Below are 21,363 nucleotides of genomic sequence, written 5' to 3'. Positions count from 1 at the left end.
ACGCACATGGGGCGGCACAAGCCTTGGAGAACAGTCGTATCAGAACTTCAGGCTGGCGGTCACCTGCAGCGTGCGGCCTGCACCTGGAATGTAGTGTCCGGGGTAGAGCTGGTCTGCGTACAGCTTGTTGGCCACGTTGGTCAGGTTGGCCTTGAGGATCAGGTTCTCGAAGTCGAAGCGGTACTCGGCCATGAGATCGGCGGTCACGTAGCTGGGCACGTGGAACTCGGAGCGGGTGGGCTTTTGCTTGCCGCGGAAGTTCAGACCGGCGCCGAATCGGAACTTCGGCGTGAGCTGCCAAGTGCTCCAGACCGTGCCGCTATGCTCGGGTGTGAGGGAGGGACGGTCACCCACGCGTTCACCCGGGGTGTTCTGCGTGCAAGCGCCCGACGGTGGGCAAGGCGCGGCCTTGTCCACATGGGCGACGGGGATCCACATGTAGGAACCGTAGACTTCCCAGATCGGCGAGAGACGCCCGGAAATATCGGCCTCAAAGCCGGCCACATGGCGCTTGCCCGAGAGCGTGACCACTGGCAAGTCGGGGTCGGTGTTGCGCTCGTTGAGTTTGGTGGAGCGGAACACCGCCAAGCGCGTGGTGAAGCGCTTGTCAGCCGAATCCAGCTTGGCGCCAATTTCGAGGTTGATGCTCTTCTCGGGTGGCGTGTTCACGTTGCTATCGCCCAGCGAATAGGCGTCGCCCGAGGTGTTGAACGAAGTGCCGGCCGAGGCGTGGAACGATTGCAGGGCGTTGGGTTGCCACAGCGCGCCCAGGCGCTGGCTCACTTCGGACACCTTCATGCGGTAGCTGGTGGTCGTGACCGGGCCCGGAGCAGCGTTCGGAATTGCAAAGGCGTCGTAGTCGCCCGTGAGGTTGTCGTAGCGCAAACCACCGACGAGTTTCCAAGTGGGGGTCAATTGCACCATGTCTTGCACGTAGGTACCCCATCCGGTCGATACGTACTGGTTGTTGACGCGCAGCACCCGTGAAGCCTCGTTCACGGAGGCTCCGTCGCTGGGCGTTCCGATGGTGGTGCGCGGTTTGGTTGGCACCACGCCGCCTTGCGCGGCATTGAGTGCCGCGTAAACCGTTTTCTCTTCACGCGACGCGTCCACGCCGGCCAGGATCTCGTGCTTGAATCCGAGTGCCTCGAACTTGCCGTTGTAGTCGCTCTGCACCTGGACCATGTCCATGTCCTGGATCTTCAAGTGCAGGTTGCGCTGCAGGACGGTGCTGGGGCCGAAGTTGGTCAGGTTCGCTGCCACGCCGCCGGGCTGGAAACCAGCTGCGGCAAAGCGGATCGCGCCCGACCGCTGGTCGCGCTTGAACTGGCCCACGCGGACCTGGGTCTTGATTTCGCTTTCGCGGTCGAAGCGGTGGATGTGGCTGAAACCGGCGATGGTGGCGCTGCCGTCGTTGTAGTCGCTGGCCAGACCGTAGTAGTTTTTTGGGTCTAGCGGCAACAGCTCGGAGGCGGGTGCGCCGGCTCGGGGTGCGATGAACGGGATGCCGTAGTTGATGCCGTTGTTGTTGTCCAGGTTGTAAATGCTGGCCTGGAACTCGTTGCGCTCGCCGATGCCCCAGCGGTAGGCTGCGGCCACGCCGTTTTTGTCAAGGCTGGCGCCCGAGCCGTTGTTGTTGGCCTTTGTCACCATGGCATTGAGGCGCAGCGCAGAGCTCTCACCGGTCTGGATGTTGAAATCGCCCTGCACGCGGCGGTAGGCATGGCTGCCCAGGGTCAAGTCGACCTGGTGTTCGGTGATCAGGCGTGGCACCTTGCTGACCTGGTTGACCGCGCCGCCGGTGGAGCCGCGACCGAACAACATGGACGCCGAGCCGCGCAGCACCTCCATGCGATCGAGATTGAAGGTGTCTCGTTCGTAGAAGGCCGGATCGCGCATGCCGTCGATGAAGAGATCGCCCGTGGCCTGCAGCGAAAAGCCGCGCAGGCGGATGTCTTCCTCACCGCCTTCGGCAGCCAGGAAGCTGATGCCGGCCGTGTTCTTGAGTGCTTCCTTGACGGTGTCGAGGTTGCGGTCGTCGATGAGTTTCTCTGTCACCACGGTCACCGACTGCGGAATGTCGCGCAATTGCTGGCGGCCTTTGCCGATGCCGGTTTCCGTCGCACGCAGTGCGTCCTTGCCTTCCGGCACCTCAGCCTGCTCGCGCACGGTCACCGTGGGCAGCGTGTTGGATGGCGTGGTTTGCGCCATGGCGCTCATCGAGCCGGCCAGGAGCATGGCGCCCAGGGGCAGCAGGGCCGTGGACGCGGTTGAGGGCGTCGACGACGCGGAACGGATGGGGGTGGGGCGCTGGCGAGATTTCCGGTGGGACATGGTGGCAACGAGCTGAGGATTTTCGGCTGGCTGCACGCGGCTGCGTCCTGGCTGGCTGGAGGCGCGAATTGTATATCTAACGAGAACGATTCGCATTAATATGTAACGCGCTGAGCACCCAGTGGTGCTGCGTTGCAACATTTCAGCTATCGATCGGATAGAGACTATCAATAAAGATTATTGATAGACATGGGCTATAGTTCAATTCAGCGCTGCTCATGCAGTACCCCCGTTCACCATTCCCGCAACTCCATCCAGAAGGAAATCACCATGTCCCTGATCAACACCACCGTCCAGCCTTTCCAGGCCCAAGCCTTTCACAACGGCAAGTTCGTGCCCGTGTCCGATGCCAGCCTGCGCGGCGAGTGGTCGGTCCTGATCTTCATGCCCGCCGCTTTCACCTTCAACTGCCCGACCGAAGTGGAAGACGCTGCCGACAACTACGCCGAGTTCCAGAAGGCCGGCGCCGAGGTCTACATCGTGACGACCGACACCCACTTCGCGCACAAGGTGTGGCACGAGACCTCGCCTGCCGTGGGCAAGGCCAAGTTCCCGCTGATCGGTGACCCGACCCACACGCTGACCCGTGCGTTCGGCGTGCACATCGAAGAAGAAGGCCTGGCGCTGCGCGGCACCTTCATCATCAACCCCGAAGGCGTGATCAAGACCGCCGAAATCCACGACAACGCGATCGCTCGCGATGTGAAGGAAACCCTGCGCAAGCTCAAGGCCGCCCAGTTCGTGGCCAACAACCCAGGCCAGGTCTGCCCAGCCAAGTGGAATGAAGGCTCGAAGACCATCACGCCTTCGCTGGACCTGGTCGGGAAGATCTGATCACCCCCGCGCCGCGCCTGCGGCGCGTCACCCCCTTCCAGGGGGCAATGCCTGCGGGCCGGCGGAGCCGGACCCGCGGCATTCTGGGTGGATGCACGCGATCCTCCCGCACTGCTTAGTACCGCAGCCCGATGGGCCTTCTGGCCCATCCACCGGCGGCATTGATGCCTCAACCCCATTCAGGAGAATCCCATGCTCGACACCAACCTCAAGACCCAGTTGCAGGCTTACCTCGGCAAGCTGCAGCGCCCCATCCGCCTGATCGCTTCGCTCGACAGCAGCGCTGGCGCCGTTGAGATGCGTGAGTTGCTGCAGGAGATTGCCGAGCTGTCGGACCTGGTGAGCTTCGACGAGAGCGGCAGCGATGCGCGCAAACCGTCGTTCGTCATTGCCCGCGAAGGCGAGACGACCGGTGTTCGCTTTGCCGCGATTCCGCTGGGCCACGAGTTCACCTCGTTGGTGCTCGCCCTGCTGTGGACCGGTGGCCATCCGCCCAAGGTTGAGGCTGGCGTGATCGATCAGATCAAAGGCCTCGAAGGTGACTTCCGCTTCGAGATGTACATGAGCCTTTCGTGCCACAACTGCCCCGACGTGGTTCAGGCGCTGTCGCTGATGTCCATCCTCAACCCCGCGGTGAAGGCGGTGGTGATCGACGGCGGCCTGTACCAGGCCGAAGTTGAAGAGCGCCAGATCCTGGCCGTGCCCATGGTCTTCCTCAACGGCGAACTGTTCGGCTCGGGCCGCATGCTGCTCGAAGAGATCGTGGCCAAGCTCGACGTGAAATCCGACGAGCGCGAAGCCGCCAAACTCAGTGCCAAGGACCCCTACGACGTGTTGATCGTGGGTGGTGGACCGGCCGGTGCGGCCGCTGCCGTGTACGCCGCCCGCAAGGGCATTCGTGTGGGCGTGGCCGCCGAGCGTTTCGGTGGTCAGACCAACGACACCATGGCGATCGAGAACTACATCAGCGTGCTGGAGACCGACGGCCCGAAGTTTGCCGCCGCGCTCGAAGCGCAAGTGCGCCACTACGACGTGGACATCATGAACCTGCAGCGTGCCGACAAGATCGTTCCGGCCACCGAAACCGGTGGTCTGGTGCAGGTGCAGATGGCCAACGGTGCGGTGCTGCAGGCGCGCAGCGTGATCCTCTCGACCGGTGCGCGCTGGCGCAACGTCAACGTGCCGGGCGAAGCCGAGTACAAGAACAAGGGTGTGGCCTATTGCCCGCATTGCGACGGTCCGCTCTTCAAGGGCAAGCGCGTGGCGGTGATCGGTGGTGGCAACTCCGGCGTGGAAGCCGCGATCGACCTGGCAGGCATCGTGAAACACGTGACGCTGGTTGAATTCGCCGACGCGCTCAAGGCCGACGCGGTGCTGGTGAGCAAGCTCAAGAGCCTGCCCAACGTGAGCATCAACGTGAACGCGCAGACCACTGAAATCACGGGTGCCGGCGGCAAGGTCAACGGTCTGTCGTTCAAGGACCGCGTGAGTGGCGACATCAAGCATGTCGAGCTCGAAGGCGTGTTCGTGCAGATCGGCCTCGTGCCCAACACCGAGTGGCTCAAGGGCACGGTGGATCTGAGCCGCTACGGCGAGATCGAGGTTGATGCCAAAGGCCACACCAACGTGCCCGGCGTGTTCGCGGCCGGTGACTGCACCACGGTGCCTTACAAGCAGATCGTCATTGCCGCGGGCGACGGTTCCAAGGCCGCGCTCAGCGCGTTTGATTACCTGATCCGCCAGCCGGTGGTGTTGGAAGCCGCTGAGGCCGTCGCGGCCTGAGTTGAACAAGGCAGGAATACCGCGGAACCGGCTTTGCCGGGCCGCAGGTGTTGCCCCCTGGAGGGGGGATGCGGCTACACGCAGTGAGCAAGCGACGGGGGTGACTTCCGTTAACTCCGCCGTACCTTCAGGGTGTAGTTGCCCATGCCACTGGCCTTGTTGTAGTGGCGGACCTGCACGTAGTAGCGGCCCGGGATGAGGCTGGCGCGGATCAGCGCGTTGGTGTCCACACCGCTGTCGTCGTCCTCGGCAATCACGGCGGTGGGGCTGTCCGGCCCGAAGAGCTTCATCACCACGTCGGTGGGGCCCCGCGTGTCCACGATGTGGCTGCCGCCGGTCTTCACGTTGAACTGAAACAGGTCTTCCTCGCCCGCCTTGCCGATGGCGGCCGAGGTGCGGCGCAGGGCGCCGATCATCAGCTCCTGTGCATCGAGCAGCGTGGGTGCGGACTTGGGGTAGGCCTTCGCGCCACCGATGAAGGCCTTGTCCAGCGCCGAGAGCACGGGGTTGGCCCGTGTGCCCACGCCGCTTTGTACCCAACTACTCGGAAAGAAGTACAGCATCACCGAGTCGGGGTCGAAGGTAGTGCCGTTGATCTGGTCGGCGCGGTACTTGTTCAGCACGTTGTGGCGGATGGTGGATTCGCTCCAGTTGTTGGGCGGGCCCGAAAGGTCGCTGATCACGGCGGCTTCGTTCCACTCGATGCCACCGGCCGGGTTCTGGTGTTCGTGCATGAGCCCGATGGCGTGGCCGAACTCGTGCGCCACCGTGCCGCCGTCCATGAAGCCCAGGTTCATGGTGGGTTGGTCCAGCGGGATGCTGCGGTTGTCGGTGCCCACGTAAGACCACGCGCCTTTGGCCGGGTCGAAGCTGATGCGGATTTCCGCATCAAAGGCGTTGTTGAACTCGAAGGTCAGGTTGGCGTGCGCCGTCCACCACTGGGCCTGCTCGCGCACCTTGTCTTGCTGCGCCGCCGTGCCGCCGATGAAGCGCACCCGCAGTGTGCTGCCGTTCATCCAGAGTTTGCCCAGCGGCATGATGGCGCGCGTGCGGCCGCGGCTGCGCACCGTGGGCTGGAACTGCATGAGTTCGGCGGGCAGCAAGCGCTGGGTACAGACATGGACGAGTTTGGTCATGGTGGCCTCCTTGCGGTTTCAGGGATTTCGCACCAGCCGCAGCGGGGTGTCGGCCTGTTCGCCGTTGCTCCAGAGCTGGCCGGTGAGTTCACGCCCGTCGGCGCTGGCGCTGAGCACCACGCTGCCGGTGTCCAGCGGTCCACGGCCGTCGCCGGTGACGGCCTGGACGGGAATCTCGATGCGCGGCACCCCCATCACGTTGGTGAGCACGCCGTGGCCGACGTAGCGCACGTCGTTGACCACGAGGCCCATGGGCCGCACGCTTTGGGCGTAGGCCTGCCATCGCGGGTACCAGGCAATGGGAAAGGCATCGGTCTGCAGTTCGATCGCGCCGTTGTTCACGGTGAACTGCACGCGCAGGCGCCGGTTGTCTTCGTCGATCGACCACCACATGCCCGACACATCGCGGGTGTTCTGGCCGGGCACAGCCGCAGGCGCGGGCGGTGATACGAACGGGGCCGGTGCGGGCACGGCTTCCTCTTCCTCGGGCAGCAGCAAGCCGATGACCACCAGCCCCACGAAGATGCCGCCAATCCACATGAAGCCGCGCTGCATGCGTTGCATCCAACCTCGTTTGGCCGGGACATCCTTCTCGGAGTGCGGCACCAGCGGGTTGATGCCGTGGCTGGCGAGGTCGACCACGATCTTGTGCAGGTCGCCCGCCCAGTCTTCGGTGCGCAGCTTGAGCGCATGTGACTCTTTGAGGAACCGGAGCTGCGCGGGGATGTCGCCGGTGGCCGGCATCAACACACCCTCGGTCAGCAGCGGGATGATGGTCGCTCCGTGGGACTGCGCGGTGAGCACTTCACCGCGAATGGGATCGTCGTCCCGGTCGATGCGCCGGCCGCCTTCGGGGTGCGCCATGCCCAGCAGATCGGGTGTGACCAGCAGCAGCACCACCGGCTGCGTGCCCAGTGCCGCCATGATGGCGCTGCGCCACGAATGCCCGCCCCGCAGGTCCTGCTTGTCGAAGAACACCTGGTCTTCGCCGTAGAGCCGGCTGAGATCGGCGCACAGCCGGTCGGCGTCCTTCTTGCCGTCGGACGACCGGTAGCTGATGAAGATGCGGTTCATTCGGCGGCGTATCGGTTCAAGACACCCAGCAACTCATCCGCGGCCTGCTGGTCGGCGCTGGTGACGCCATCGAGGTGCTCCAGCACGAAACCGAACTGGTCGGCCACCGAAGCCCACATCCAGGCGGTGCCGGCGCGCTGGTGCATGTCGTCGAAGCTGCTCAGGATGTTGGGCAACTGCGCCACCAGCGAGTGGTTGGCCAGGGCTTCGTACACGCTGAGCTCGGGCAATCCCACCACGCTCCAGAAGTCCGGGTCTTCGCGTTGTTGGCGCTCCAGGCTCTGGCGCACCCGCTGCAGGCGCTCCGCGCCGAAGCCCGGCCACTGACGATCGCGTCCGCGTGTCAGCAGCTCGGCGGCCACCAGGTTCAGCGCGGGGTAGAAGAGATCGGCCTGACCGCTTTGCAAGGCCAGGGCCTCGGCCCGGCGGTAGTGCTCGGCCATGCGGTCGACCGCGTGGGCCTTGGCAGCGGCTGCCGACGCGCCCGCCATGCCTTCGAGCCGGGCCATGCGTTTCCAGGTCGAACCCAGCAGGCTTTCACGCTCGACCGTGGGCGACAGCGTCACCAGCGCGTCCAGGATCGCGATGGCCTGCGCGATCTCCACGCGCCCTTGCTCCACCAAGGCCTTCAGGGCCGCCGGCTTGGACCCCTGGCGCCCCGCGGCCTCCAGCCGCGCCCAGGCCTGGCGCGCGCCCAGGTTGGCCAGCTGTTCGTTGGCTTTCACGGACGCGCTGCCGTCGTTGGCCGCCACCGCGCGGCGGTACCAGTGCAGTGCCCGCTCGATGTCGCGCGCTGCGGCCCAGGCCACGCCGTAGGCCTCGGCCACCGCGCCCATGCCGCCCCATTCGCTGTCGAAACGGGATTCGAGGTAGCGGATCTTTTCGCGTTGCGATTCGGGCGCCGCCCCCTGGGTGGTGCTCTGCACCGCCAGCGTTTCCAGGGCCAGGGCCAGCGCCACCGGTGAGGCGATGCCGGCGTAGAGCTTGGACAGCGGGGGAGGGGTGCGCCGCGTGTCGGTTTCGTTGCGCTGCCACACCCAGTCGGGGTCGCCGTAGCACTGGTAGGCGGCCCAGGTGTTGCCCAGTGGGCTGACGGTGTAGGCGGCCACGCGGGCGGCCTGCACCGCGTCCATGAAGCGTCTTCCCGACAGCAGCGCGCGGTAGAACTCGGTGGCGAACGCGTTGGCGGCGTCGTCTTCCACCGCCCAGCCCGCGGCCACCACGCAACGCACACCGATGCGGATCAATTGTTTGGCCACGCCGGCGGCAAACTGCGCACGGTCGTAGCCGCCCTTGAGCAGCTTGTCGGGGTCGGCGGCGAGGTGACAGCAGTTGAGGAACACCAGCTCGGGCACGACCCGCATGGCCTGCACCTCGCGTGGGCCCAGAAAGGTGTTGTCGCTGAGCACCACGCCGCGCAGCAGCGGTGGTTTGCCGGGGCGCTCCAGTTCGGGCTCGCCGTGGCCGGCAATGTGCACGACGCGGTATCGCCGCTGCAGCAGGGCGGTGGTCACGGCCGCGGCATCGGGTCCCAGGCCGTCGTCGGGCGCGATCAGCGAATGCACGCGGGACGCGTCCAGCCCCAGCTGCCCGCTCAGGGCTTCCACCACCGCCTGGGCCTCGGTGCGCGCGGCCGGCAGCGGCGGGTACAGCAGCGGGTCGCACAGGGGCTCGCCGATCACCAGCACAGAGTCTTCCAGCCTCGCGTCGCTCACCTGGGTGCGGAAGGCAACGGTGCGCAGGCGACGCAGCAACTTGTTGCGGATGGCCCAGGGCGCCTCGGGCCCACCGCGGCCATCGTCGGGTGCGTCCAGCAACTCCCACGGAATGGCGGCCGTGCCGTCGTCGAGCTCCAGCAGCAGCTCGGTCGTGCCGCCCAGGCTGGACTCCATCTCCACCGGCACCAGCAACTGAAACAGCGTGCGGCCGATGTTGCGGTCGCGGTTGGCGTCGTTGGAGGCGCGCCGCACCAGTTCGCCCACCAGCCGCGCCTGCGTGGCCTGCGCCCGCACCTCGGCGCGCGCGCGCTGCGTGTCCAGCGTGTAGACGATGCTGGGCTCGCCCGTCTCGTCGATCACGGTCACCGCGCTGATGAAGTCGTACGCGGTGCCGCGGTAGCCGTTGTCCAGCGGTCTGCGCAGGGCACCCACGCCCGAGATGATGGTGGGCGCGATCGTGAAATGGTCGGGGGCGGCGGCGGCCAGCAGCGTCAGGGCGCCCCAGGCTTCGGTGGCCCGGTCGAGGAAGAGCTCCACCAGACGCAGGTGGCTCACCAGCGGCCAGCCGCCTGCGCTGAGCTTTTCATTGGCCTCGCGAACGCCCTGCGCCACTGCTTGCGACGAGGTGCTCACGGTGATGCCGCTGCCACCGCTGCCCATCAGCGTGGCGGCCAGCTCGAAGTGGGTGGCGCCGCCGGTCTCGGCCACCCGCTGGGCCCATGCCAGCGTGGCCTGGCGAACGGTGTGGGTCAGCATGGCGCTCTTGAGCTTGCCTTCGGTGCCCAGGCCGGCCACCACCACATGGGGCGGGCGGGGCAGCGCGAGCGGGCTGTCCGGGTCTTGCCGGTTGTTGACGAAGATCTGGTGCGTGCCGGGTGCTTCCGGGTACAGGCCTGCCGCCAGCGACGCCGACATGACGCCGCCGATGAAACGGTCCACCACCGCCTCGCTGCCGCTGAGGGCGGACGAAAAGTAGTGGCCCACCAACAAGGGCGTGCTGATGAACTTGAGGTTGGCGTTGTGCACGCTGATGCGCAGCGCACTCTGCGGTGCTTCGGTGCGGATGGCCACCTCGGTGGCCGGCGCCAGCACTTCGCCCAGCCCCGTGGGTGGCTGCACGACGGTGCTGCGCTGGCGTGAGGGGCGGCTGCGCACCAGCGCAGATGCAGAGCCGCCGCCACGTGTCATGGGTTCAGTGCCCACCACAGGCAGGCGCTGGGTGTCGCCGTGTTGCAGCAGTTCCAGGTAGGCCGCGAAGGCCGCCGAAGCGTCCGGCAAGTCGCCGTGGGTGCCGTCCACCCGCCAGGCGCGCACCCCGGGCAGCAAGGCGTTCTCCAGGGTCACCCGGCCGTCCCCGCCCTCGGGCTGGTCCAGGTAGACCAGGCCTTCGCGCGCATCGATCTCGAAGCTGGCCGGTGTGAAGCGCGCGTGGCCCACCACCATCAGCAGCCGGTCGCGAAAGCCGGGCAGAGCGGCATCGCGCTGCTGGTCCAGCCGGCGGCGCAACGCCACGGCGCGGTCCAGCACCTCTTGCGACGGCACGCCCCAGCGGTAGATGGCGCGCTGGCTTTCCACGCTGTGCCAGAAGTTCGCGTCTTCCAGTGTCTTCATGTCCTGGTCGGCCAGCGCCTGCCAGCGCTCGCTTTGCGCCAGGCCCAGCGCGGGGTCGAGCAGGCCGGCTTGCAGCTGCAGGAAGCCGGGCATCGCCGCCATGAGGCGGCGCGCCTTGTGGTCCTGAAACGGCATGCCGAAGGCAGACAGCGCGTTGCCCATGGTGTCGTCGCCCGAGAGCACCTGCATGGGCGCGAACGAGCCGCCGTTGGGTGTGCCCAGCATCAGCAAGCGTGAGCCCGCGCGCTCCAGCCAGCGCTGCCAAACATCGGGACGCTCCAGCTGCACGGTGCGCGCCACCAGGCCTCCCATGGAATGTGTCAGCAGGCACACCGGCTGGCCGCTGGTGGCGCGCGCGGCCAGGGCCTGGTCCATCACGTCGGCCAGGCGCAGGGCTTCTTCCTCGATGGGGCGGCGCCAGTCGAACGAGAACTCGATGACCTCGTGGGTCGCGGACAGAAAGGTGGCCAGGTCGTCGTACACCGTGCCGATGGCGCCATCGGGCAACACGCGCCCACCCGCATCGGGGTAGGCCAGGCGCCCCAGGCCGCCGAGGATGCGCGCACTCAACCAGACGCGCTTGCCATCCACCGCGAGGTGGCTGCCCAGGATGCCCGGCAGCATGATCACGGCGGGCCGCTCGGAGGCGGGTGGCGCGCCGGACGAGCGGGGCATGCCGCGCAGGCCGTCGCTGGAGCTTCCCGCCCAGGACATCGGGCCGATCGGCTGGAAGCCCGCCGGGGAGTCCTGCACCAGCGCGTTGCAGATCGCTTCGGCCGAGCGAGGCTCGCTGAAGTAGCTGAAGTGCGTGACCTTGCCACCGCGCTCCAGCACGAAGGTGGCTGCCGCATGGCCACCCGTGGGCGCGCGCGGTGTGCCGCCGTACATCGATCGCGTCTGCACCACCAGGTCGTTGTCGGTCCAGTAGAAGGCGTCGGCCAGCAGGGTCTTGACCCAGGAGGTGATGGAGTCGCCCTGGATGTCGCCGGCGACCACACGCAACTGGCCCGGGAGTGGGCCCGCGTCCGCGCCTTCACTGGCGTGCAGCCACTGCACCAACGGGCTCTCGGGCATCATGCATTCGAGGCCGGGCATCAGGGTCGGGTCGGTGCGCTGGCTGGCCACTTCGCCAATGAAGTCGATCAGTGTGGGCGCCACCGGAATGGCAGCCAGTTCAAATGACCACTTGAGCACCGACACGTAGGCATCGAGCCGTTTGGACGCCAGCAGCGTGCCGCGCGCCGGGCAGGCCACGCGCACCACGCGCTCGACCCGGATGTCGCGCCCCTTGAGCTCGGCGGCCAGGTCGCGCAGGGCTCTCAGCTGGCTGCGGTGGTCTGGTGCCTTGAACGGAGCGAGCGATTTTTCGTCGAGCTCGGGGCGCGCGCACACGCGTGCCAGCACCTCGGCCACCAACCCGCCGCGTGAGTGGGTGAGCAGGTGCAGGCGTGCGCCTTTGGGCAGCGAGCGGGCGAGCAGCAGCGCGTTGTCGATCGGGCTGGCCATCAGCGTGGGATGGTCGAAGCCGTAGACCCGGTTGCCATACCGCGCAAACAGCTCGCGCACCTTGTTGGGATGGTGTTGCCACAGCTTGCCGAAGGTGCCGTGGGTTTCCGAGAAGGTGCCGTGCAACAGCACGAGCAGCGGTGCATCGGCCGGTGTGGGGGCGGGCAGGCTCGACAGCAGATGGCCGTTGCCCTTGAGCGCGGTGGCAAAGCTCTCCGCCGACAGCGGGTACAGGCCGGCTTCAACCTGGCTGTCGACCCGCGCCGCGATCTTGGCGGCCGTGATGCGCGAAGCGGGCTCCAGCAGCAAGCCGGTGACCACCTCGACAGCGGAGAGCAGCACATCACCCAGGCGACCCCGCGAGGTGCCGCGCGAAGCGCCGGCCTGCTCCAGGCCCTGCCAGCCGAGCTGAGCTGGCACGTTGATCTCGGCACTGGTGGCGCTGCCGCTGGAGCGGCTGCGGAGTTGTGTTTCGACACCGCTGCGCGTGAGACCCGATTGCGCGAGCATGAGATCGCGCGCGGTCTCCGGGTGGAGCATGAGCGAGGGGCCGTTGGTGATGTGCAGCACCACCGCATCCAGCCCCGGGCGGGCGGTGAGGCGCACCACGTCGCTGCTGCCACGGGTGGCGCCCACCTGCACGCGCTGCGTGGTCTGCCCCCGCCCGCCAAACGAAGCCGCGGCACCCGGCCCCCTGCCGCGCGTGGCGCTCGAGGCTGGCTGCGGTTGACCGCGAACGATGAAGGTGATGGGGTCGGACGCGGTGGTCATGAATGCACTTTCTGCAGCGGGTGCGCGCGCCTGAACTCAGCGCCGGGCGCGGGTGGTGGTGTTGGATTTCTTCGCTGGCGCTGCCCGCTTTTTGGCCGGAGCGCTGGCCGGGGCTCTGGCTCGGGTCGCCACCGGCACGGCGCGCTGCGAGCGCGACAGCACACCGGCTCCCGAGCGCGTGGCCGCCTGGCGCGCCACGAAGTCGTTGCACACCCAGCCTTCGAGATCGGTGACGCCCACCACGGCCACGCGGCTCCAGCGGTCCTGGGGTTCGAGCAGCACCAGCTCGGCGCCGCGCTTCAGCGCGGGGGCGACCTTGGGGAAATCGGCGCTCGGTCCGCTGCGGATGTTCAGGGTGGTCGAGGTGACCACCAGTCGAACCGCCGCGTCCCCGCCACGGCCCAGCGCGCGGCTGCGCACCGCGGCCAGCGGAAAGGCCGGGCCCGGGTCCACCTTGCGTCCGCGCGCAATGTCTTCGTGGCCCAGCACATCCTTCAGGCCGTAGTGCGCCACCAGCACTTCGCACAGTTGCAGGGCTCGTTCGATCTGCACCTCGGTGAAGTTGTGCCACGGCCGCACACCACCACCGTGTCGGTGTTCGGCCACCACCACCTCGTTGTCGGGGTAGGCCTTGCCAAACCACGAGACGCAGCGTTCGCCCTCGCGGTGCAAGAGGCCGGCGTTGTCCATCTCGATGCCGATGGCGTGGTGGTTCAGGCCGTCGATGCCGTTCCACTGGCTCACGCCGGCGTGCCAGGTGACGGCGTTGAAGGGCGCAAGCTGCACGATGCGGCCGTCACGACCTAGCACGATGTGCGAGGAAGCATTGCCCTGCGGCTTCTTTGTGCACAGCGACTCCACCGAACTCTCCAGCGTGCGCCCGGCGGTGTAGTGCAACACCACGAACTGCGGGCGCATGGCACCGCCCACATTGGGGGTGGGCCGGAAGCTCACGTCGGGGCCGGTGAGGCGGTGGTTCTGGATGCCGAGCATGAAGCCCTCCCTTGGGTTGCCGACGGCGTACAAGGCACCGTCGCGCCGCACGGTGCGCTCAGGCGCTGAACGGTGTCTGTTTCAGGAATGCGGCCGCCGGGCCCAGCGTGAAGAGGTTGGGTGACTGGCTGGGCGGCAGGCCCGCGCGGACGAGTGCGTGAAAACGCGCGTAGCTGCCGGTGAACGCGCCGTTGTTCCATACGCGCAGCAGTTGTTCGGTGAACGCGCCGTTGTGGTCGCCGTCCATGGAAAACTGGTTGTCCTGGCAACCCGAGATGAGGATGACCGAGGGCTTGAATTCCTTGACGATGGCGGTGAGCCGGTTGCTCACCGTCACATTGGCCAGCGCTGTGTCGGGGTCGCTCACGCGTGCGCCCGCGGCCTTGGCCACCTCGGTTTGCAGCTTGTCGTAGAACGCCTTGTGCGCCGCATAAACGCGCATGCCCACGGCCGGCGGCATGATGCGCGGGCGCTGCGCGGGTGTGCCGGGTGGAGGCCGCCCGGCGCGCACCACCGTGCCACTATGGCAACTGTCCGACACCACGAAGAGGCGCACACCCGCCTTGAACTTGCTGAGCTCGAAGTAGAGCTCGTCGTCGATGAGCTGGCCGTCGTACAGGCACCAGGTCTCGTCCTGCTTGTCGTCTTCTTCTCCGCTCACGTCGGGCACCTGTCCGCCGTGGCCGGAAAAACTCATGAAGAAGAAGTCACCCGCGACCAAGGCTTTGGCCGCTTTGCGCAAGGCCGCCAGCAGGTTGGACCGCGTGGCCTTTTTGGTGATCAGCAGCGTGCTTTTCATGCCACTTGACTTTGCGATGGCCGCCATGTCGTGCGCATCGAACTCACAGGCGGCCAGTGGTCCCGTCCAGCCCTCGTAGTCGGCTGCGCTGACTTCGTTGATGCCGATGTGCAGCGACATGGCCTGGGGCTTTTTTGTTGTCGGGACAGACGCTTTCTTGCTGGCCATTTGAACTCCCCGGGATGGCTGTTTCAAATTGTTCGAACTGTGCAATCTGTCACAAATTCTGGGCGCTTTGTCCTTATGAAGCAAATCGCAAGTTGTAAGCGAATGTCCCATTTGCGGTGCTTTCGAGCTACTCCTTGCGCTGGGGATCATGGGCTGTTGCGGCCGCCGCTGCCGCGCGAAACAGCCCCCACATCTCTGCATCGCTGCCCGATCCGATCTGCACGATGTTCAGGGTCGCGGGGCGTGCTGCCACCGGCCGCTGGCTTGCCACCGACTGCCAGATCGTGTCGATGCCCGCCTGCAGCTGCGGCAACTTCTCGTGCGGACCCACCACCAGCAGCACCTTGTGCAGCGGCGCGCGGCGCAGCAGTGCTTCCAGCTCGAAGTGCGTGCCGGCGCGCTCGGGTGTGTACTCGCGCAGATCGAGCATCACCACACCGGCGCGCTCGATCAGCGCGAGCACGGTGGCCTGCCAGGTGGTGTTGGCGCAGAAGAGTTCGCTCACGCGAAAGCGCCCGTCGGGATCCCGTGCGTTGTCCAAGGCAGCCAGGGCCTGCGGCAACTGGTCTGCATGGGTGATGAAGCGTTCGTGCAACCGGCGGCGCAGGAAGGCGAAAAATTCGTCGGGCTCCATGTAGGCGCCCGCTAGATCGGGGCCGGCGATCATCCACACCGGCGCCGCAAAACGCCAGCGTGCGAGGAAGCGGTCGGTGAACGCTTCGGAGCGGCTCGACGGCTTGAACACGCGCAGCAGCAGCAAGGGGCCCAGCGGCGCGGGGGCCTTGCGCACCGCGATCTGCAGAGCCAGGCGCAGCAACCAGCGCCACACCACCCACACGATCAGCATGGCCAGGCCGAGCCACTCCATGCTGGCGCCGGTGCGCTCGTCGAACGAGAGCAGCAACACCAGCGCCAGCGAGAAGGCGGTGATGAGTGACCAGTAGGCGCCCAGCGCCAGCTGCAGTTCGCTGAAGCGTTTGTCGGCGTAGCGGCGCGCCAGACGCAGCAACATGCGCCACGACGCGAAGGCCGCAGCGCCCAGCAAGGTCGAAAAAACGAGCAGGGCCAGCCCCCAGTCGATCCAGCCCACGAGCTCTTCTTCGGGCGATGGGTCGAGCAGGGTGCCCAGCCACACCAAGGCATAGAAGCTCAGCAGGCCCACCGTGAAGGCGGCCACCAGTGGGGGCCCGGCGCCTCGCACCGCCGGCCGGACGAAGGTCGCCAGCATCACGGCGAGCAGGGCGCAGGCGAGTGCAAATCCGCCACCGACCAGCCAGCCCATGCCGCTGACCGCCATGCCCACCGCGAAGGCGGCCATGGCAATGCCCGTCGCCGTCCACACCCGTCGCTCGGGCAGACCGGCCTGAAAGGCCCACGCCAGGGCGACCGGCAGGAAGAGCAGGGGCCACAGCAGCAGGTGCATCACGAAAGCCGGCAAGGCATCGCTGTTGGGGGTTCGCTCGTTCGTCACGCTGTCCAGGTAGGCGAACGCGATGACCACCACCAGAAGCAGCGTCCACCAGTACAGCAGGCCCGCAGTGAACTGCAGCAGCAACACGCGCCTGCGCAACCTGCGAGCGGGGTCGGTGGGGTCGTGCTCGACCCCTGCGCGCGAGAAGGCGTTGGCTGGCAGAACACGCTGCACGAGGGCGGGCAGCTCCGCCGTGTCTTGTTGGACCGGCTTGGAACCCTGCACCGTGTGCTGTGGCGGCACGGCAAGTCCGGCCGTGTCGGACTGCAGCCGCACCACCGCTTTCGCATAGCGCTTCTTGAACCACACGGCCAGCGCTGCCGCCAGCGGCACCAGCAACGCAAGCATGACGGCGATGGCTGCGGCCCATTGCGTGGTGTTCAGTTCGTCGTCGGGCGTCACTCGGTTCGCCTTGCGTGGTGTTGATGCCGGGGATTCGCGGCGATCGTACGAAAAAAGGCCGCCAGAGGAAACCAGGCAGCCTTTGAGTGGGGGCAGTGCAACCCATGGGCGCACCGCTTGTAGAGGGACTCAGTGCCCGGACGCGCCCGATGCGCCGATGCCCGTTTCCGAGCGCACCTGTTGTGCGAGGAAGCCCGCCCGATCGACCTTGGCGCGCTGGCTGGTGTCCAGGATGGAGAAGAGCCAGATGCCCACGAAGCCGATGGTCATGGAGAAGAGGGCGGGCGAGGCGTAGGGGAACAGCGCCGAGCCTTTCGGGTTGCCCAGCGTCACTTCCCACACCGATGGCGAGACGACGGTCAGCGCCACGGAGGAGATCAGGCCCAGGAAGCCGCCGATCACCGCGCCCTTGGTCGTGCAGTCTTTCCACAGCACGCTCATGAACAGCACGGGGAAGTTGGCCGAGGCTGCAATAGCGAAGGCCAAGGACACCATGAAGGCGATGTTCTGCTTCTCGAAGGCAATGCCCAGCAACACCGCCACGATGCCCAGGCAGATGGTGGTGATCTTGGACACGCGCAGCTCGGACGCCGAATCGGCCTTGCCCTTTTTGACGACGGTGGCGTAGATGTCGTGCGAGACGGCCGAGGCCCCGGAGAGCGTGAGACCGGCGACCACCGCGAGGATGGTGGCAAAAGCCACGGCCGAGATGAAGCCCAGGAACACGTTGCCGCCCACCGCGTTGGCCAGATGCACCGCCGCCATGTTGTTGCCGCCGATCAGGCCGCCCGCGGCATCAAGGAACGAAGGATTGGTCAACACGAAGGTGATGGCACCGAAACCGATGATGAAAGTCAGCAGGTAGAAGTAGCCGATCCACCCGGTGGCCCACATGACCGACTTGCGCGCTTCCTTGGCGCTGGGCACGGTGAAGAAGCGCATGAGGATGTGCGGCAGGCCTGCGGTGCCGAACATCAGCGCCATGCCGAAGCTGATGGCCGAGATCGGGTCCTTGACGAAATTGCCCGGCCCCATGATGGACTGCCCCAACGCGGCGGCCACCTCCGCGGTCTTGCCGTCCTTCAGGGCCAGGTCGGTCTTGATCTTCACCGCACCGGCGAACATGGCCTCGGGGCTGAAGCCGAAGTGCCACAGCACCGAGAGCGCCATGAACGAGGCACCACCCAGCAGCAGGCAGGCCTTGATGATCTGCACCCAGGTGGTGGCGGTCATGCCGCCGAACAGCACATAGACCATCATGAGCGCGCCCACGATCACCACGGCGATCCAGTACTCCAGACCAAACAGCAGCTTGATCAACTGGCCCGCGCCCACCATCTGAGCGATCAGATAAAAGGCCACCACCACCAGCGTGCCCGAGGCCGCGAAGATGCGGATCGGCGTCTGGTTGAAGCGGAAGGCGGCCACGTCGGCGAAGGTGAACTTGCCCAGGTTGCGCAGCCGCTCGGCCATCAGGAAGGTGATGACGGGCCAACCCACGAGGAAGCCAATGGAATAGATCAGGCCGTCAAAGCCGCTGGCCATCACCGCGGCGGAAATGCCGAGGAAGGAGGCCGCCGACATGTAGTCGCCCGCGATCGCCAGACCGTTCTGAAAGCCCGTGATGCCGCCGCCAGCGGTGTAGAAGTCCGAGGCCGATTTGGTCTTGGCAGCCGCCCATTTGGTGATGAACAGCGTAGCCAGCACGAACGCGCCGAACATGCCGATCGCGGTCCAGTTGGTGGCCTGTTTCTCGGACTGCCCGAGGTCGGCACCAGCGGCCCACACAACCGCCGACACACCGAAGAGGGCCAGCAGCGTGAGAACGCGGCGCAGGTGGGAAGACCGGTGCTTCATTTCGCCACCGCCTGCGCGATTGCGTTGGAGAGATCGTCGAACTCGGTGTTGGCACGCCGCACATAGATCGCCGTGATGACGATGGTGAAAACGATGACGCCGAAGCCGATGGGAATGCCGATCGTCATCACGCCGTCACCCAGGCGCTGCGAGAGGAATTCCTTGTTGAAGGCCACGAGCAGGATGAAGCCGTAGTACACGACCATCATCGCCAGTGTGAGCCACCAGCCGAAACTGGATCGTTTGGCCTTGAGCTCCTGGTATTTCGGATGGCTCAGGATGCGTTGGACCATGTCATCTTGCATGGGGTCTCCTCGTGTGTTGAAGCGGAGGCCCAGCGTAGATCGGGACTCTTACCCACCACTGACCTCACGATGACGCGACGCTGACACTGCGTCTGTCCGCTAACCCACACAGCGGGATGGAATGCTCTCTTTTTGGGAGCTAAACGTCTGCGAGGCAGTGTTCGACTAGGGACTTTCCCTAGATTCAAGCCGTGACTCGACGCTTGCAATTTTTCAGTAAGAAAGCCACCACACACTCGCCGCCGGAGTAACAAAACTCATCCGCAAACGCCCGCGGATGAGAACCGTCGGGCCAACGTGCCGGACATACATGGAGCAAGCAACATGGCATCAGCTGACATGACGACGAATGTGCGGGAACGATCCCGCCCGATGACCCGCGAAGAGAAGAAGGTCATCATGGCCTCTTCGGCGGGCACCATTTTCGAGTGGTACGACTTCTATCTCTATGGTTCGCTGGCCGCCATCATCGGGGCGCAGTTCTTCACGGCGTTTCCCGAGAGCACACGCAACGTGTTCGCGCTGCTGGCCTTTGCCGCCGGTTTCATCGTGCGCCCGTTCGGTGCGCTGGTGTTCGGCATGCTGGGCGACATGATCGGCCGCAAGTACACCTTCCTGATGACCATCGTCATCATGGGCCTTTCAACCTTTCTGGTGGGCATCCTGCCCAACTATGAAAGCATCGGCACGGCTGCGCCCATCATCCTGATCCTGTTGCGCATGGCGCAGGGCCTGGCTCTGGGCGGCGAGTACGGTGGCGCGGCGATTTACGTGGCCGAACATGCACCGGCCAACCAGCGCGGCTATTTCACCGCCTTCATCCAGACCACCGCCACGCTGGGTCTGCTGTTGTCGCTGATCGTCATTCTGGCGGTGCAAGGCTATGTCAACGGAGCCTATCCCGACGTGGCCCTGATGAAGGATGGCGTCGCCGTTCTGATGGCCGACGGCAACCCGACCATGGTCAAGGCGTTCAACGCCTGGGGCTGGCGCATTCCCTTCATCGGCTCGATCTTCCTGCTGGCCATCTCGCTCTACATCCGCTTGCAGATGAATGAGAGCCCGGCCTTCAAGAAGATGAAGGAAGAAGGCCGCACGTCCAAAGCTCCGCTGAGCGAAGCCTTCGGCAACTGGAAAAACGGCAAGATCGCCCTTCTCGCGTTGTTCGGCCTGGTCGCAGGTCAGGCCGTTGTCTGGTACACCGGCCAGTTCTACGCGCTGTTCTTCATGCAGAACGTGATCAAGGTCGACAGCTTCACCGCCAACGTCATGGTGGCGTGGTCGCTGATTCTCGGCACCGGTGGCTTCCTGGTCTTCGGCGCACTGTCTGACCGCATCGGCCGCAAGCCGATCATTCTGGCTGGCTGCTTGCTCGGGGCGATCACCTTCCTGCCTGTGTTCACCCTCTTGACCAAGACCGCCAACCCGGCGTTGTACGCGGCGCACCAGACCCCGGTCACGGTGACCGTGTCGCCGACCGACTGCTCGTTCCAGTTCAACCCCACGGGCACGGTCAAGTTCACGTCGTCTTGCGACATCGCCAAGGCGCAGCTGGCCCGGACCTCTGTGAACTACGAAACCATCGAGGGCGCAGTGGGCACCTTGGCCACGGTGAAAGTGGGTGAAACCGCGATCCCGTCGTACGACGCGAGCAAGCTGACCGGCGACGATCTGAAGAAGGCGAAAGCCACCTTCGACTCCAGCCTGAACGCTGCCCTGAAGCAGGCGGGTTATCCGCTGGTGCCAGCCGACAACACATCAATAGCCAAGGCGCAGCACTTCTTCGACATCTTCTCCGCGCAGAAGCTCACGATCGTCGCCATCCTGACCTACCTCGTCATCCTGGTGACGATGGTTTACGGTCCGATTGCTGCGATGCTGGTCGAACTGTTCCCCACCCGCATCCGCTACTCGGGTCTGTCGCTGCCGTATCACATCGGCAACGGCTGGTTCGGTGGCCTGATGCCAGCGACCGCCTTCGCGATCTCTGCCCAGACCGGCAACATCTACTCGGGCTTGTGGTACGCCATCGTGATCGCGGTCATGACGGTGGTGATCGGCACGCTGTTCGTGCCGGGCGGTACCCACAAGAAAGACATCTTCGCTGGCGACTCCGCCAAGTAAAGCCGACTCGATGACCCGGCCTTGGTCCCACTCCGGACCTGGCCCGGTCACTTTTGCGATTCGACCATCTCCCCGTGGGGCAGATGGTCGATCTGCTTCCCGCAAATCTGATTCGGCTCACCGAGTCGGATTTGCAAGGTGCAGACAATGGCGGGCCTGATGCCCGTTCCAGCCCAAAGGAAACGCCCCCGTGATAGATCTCGTGTTCTCGCAATTGACCGATGTGTTTCGCATCGGCCTGATCATTGCCTTGGTGGTCACCATGCTCAGGACTGCCCCTGTGACCGGGCGCGTCTTGCCTTTGCTCGCCGGTGTGGTGTTCGTGGCCGTGATACTGCCCACCACCATGCCAGGCGGCTCGGCAAGCCTCACCCATGCCATCCTCGCCGGGCTTGTCTCGAACCTGATCATCTTGATATTGGTGCTGGCCGTTGCGAGATTGATCGCACGACTGCGTCGCTGAATCTGTTCCCCCCGG

The 21,363-nt window shown here is 65.7% G+C and carries 13 protein-coding genes; 4 read left to right on the top strand and 9 right to left on the bottom strand.

The window, feature by feature from the left end; genetic code table 11:
- Positions 1-39: 39 nt before the first annotated feature.
- Complete coding sequence (locus IV113_RS02080) at positions 40-2,334, bottom strand: TonB-dependent siderophore receptor (RefSeq protein ID WP_291080331.1); 2,295 nt, start codon at positions 2,332-2,334, stop codon at positions 40-42.
- Positions 2,335-2,604: 270 nt separating this feature from the next.
- On the opposite strand from IV113_RS02080, the gene ahpC reads away from it, so the two are divergent.
- Positions 2,605-3,168, top strand: coding sequence for an alkyl hydroperoxide reductase subunit C (ahpC, locus tag IV113_RS02075; RefSeq protein WP_291080329.1), 564 nt, complete (start codon positions 2,605-2,607; stop codon positions 3,166-3,168).
- A 192-nt stretch (positions 3,169-3,360) separates the two neighbouring features.
- A complete protein-coding gene (ahpF, locus tag IV113_RS02070; protein ID WP_291080328.1) occupies positions 3,361-4,950 on the top strand; it encodes an alkyl hydroperoxide reductase subunit F in 1,590 nt (529 codons plus the stop codon).
- Between the two features lie 110 nt (positions 4,951-5,060).
- Here the strand turns inward: ahpF and IV113_RS02065 are convergent, their stop codons facing one another.
- The 8 genes from IV113_RS02065 to IV113_RS02030 form a co-directional block, all read right to left on the bottom strand.
- Complete coding sequence (locus IV113_RS02065; RefSeq protein WP_291080326.1) at positions 5,061-6,086, bottom strand: M12 family metallopeptidase; 1,026 nt, start codon at positions 6,084-6,086, stop codon at positions 5,061-5,063.
- An 18-nt stretch (positions 6,087-6,104) separates the two neighbouring features.
- Positions 6,105-7,160 carry a toll/interleukin-1 receptor domain-containing protein gene (locus IV113_RS02060; protein ID WP_291080324.1) on the bottom strand — a complete coding sequence of 352 codons (1,056 nt, stop codon included), beginning with the start codon at positions 7,158-7,160 and terminating at the stop codon, positions 6,105-6,107.
- Complete coding sequence (locus IV113_RS02055) at positions 7,157-12,766, bottom strand: CHAT domain-containing protein (protein ID WP_291080322.1); 5,610 nt, start codon at positions 12,764-12,766, stop codon at positions 7,157-7,159. The genes IV113_RS02060 and IV113_RS02055 overlap by 4 nt, the downstream gene beginning before the upstream one ends.
- A gap of 36 nt (positions 12,767-12,802) precedes the next feature.
- Positions 12,803-13,759: an N-acetylmuramoyl-L-alanine amidase gene (locus tag IV113_RS02050; protein WP_291080320.1), complete on the bottom strand. Its 957-nt coding sequence runs from the start codon at positions 13,757-13,759 to the stop codon at positions 12,803-12,805.
- Positions 13,760-13,817: 58 nt separating this feature from the next.
- Positions 13,818-14,726: a caspase family protein gene (locus IV113_RS02045; protein WP_291080318.1), complete on the bottom strand. Its 909-nt coding sequence runs from the start codon at positions 14,724-14,726 to the stop codon at positions 13,818-13,820.
- Positions 14,727-14,853: 127 nt separating this feature from the next.
- Positions 14,854-16,599, bottom strand: coding sequence for a hypothetical protein (locus IV113_RS02040; RefSeq protein WP_291080316.1), 1,746 nt, complete (start codon positions 16,597-16,599; stop codon positions 14,854-14,856).
- A 129-nt stretch (positions 16,600-16,728) separates the two neighbouring features.
- Positions 16,729-18,456: a cation acetate symporter gene (locus IV113_RS02035; RefSeq protein ID WP_291080314.1), complete on the bottom strand. Its 1,728-nt coding sequence runs from the start codon at positions 18,454-18,456 to the stop codon at positions 16,729-16,731.
- Positions 18,453-18,761: a DUF485 domain-containing protein gene (locus IV113_RS02030; RefSeq protein WP_291080312.1), complete on the bottom strand. Its 309-nt coding sequence runs from the start codon at positions 18,759-18,761 to the stop codon at positions 18,453-18,455. The genes IV113_RS02035 and IV113_RS02030 overlap by 4 nt, the downstream gene beginning before the upstream one ends.
- A 339-nt stretch (positions 18,762-19,100) precedes the next feature.
- On the opposite strand from IV113_RS02030, the gene IV113_RS02025 reads away from it, so the two are divergent.
- Positions 19,101-20,885, top strand: coding sequence for an MFS transporter (locus IV113_RS02025; protein ID WP_291081153.1), 1,785 nt, complete (start codon positions 19,101-19,103; stop codon positions 20,883-20,885).
- Positions 20,886-21,075: 190 nt separating this feature from the next.
- A complete protein-coding gene (locus IV113_RS02020; RefSeq protein ID WP_291080310.1) occupies positions 21,076-21,348 on the top strand; it encodes a hypothetical protein in 273 nt (90 codons plus the stop codon).
- The last annotated feature ends 15 nt before the right edge of the window (positions 21,349-21,363 follow it).

The sequence above is a fragment of the Hydrogenophaga sp. genome (assembly GCF_018780385.1).
GTDB lineage: Bacteria > Pseudomonadota > Gammaproteobacteria > Burkholderiales > Burkholderiaceae_C > Hydrogenophaga.
Note: the sequence above shows the minus strand (reverse complement) of the source record. Positions and strands in the feature narration are given on the sequence as shown.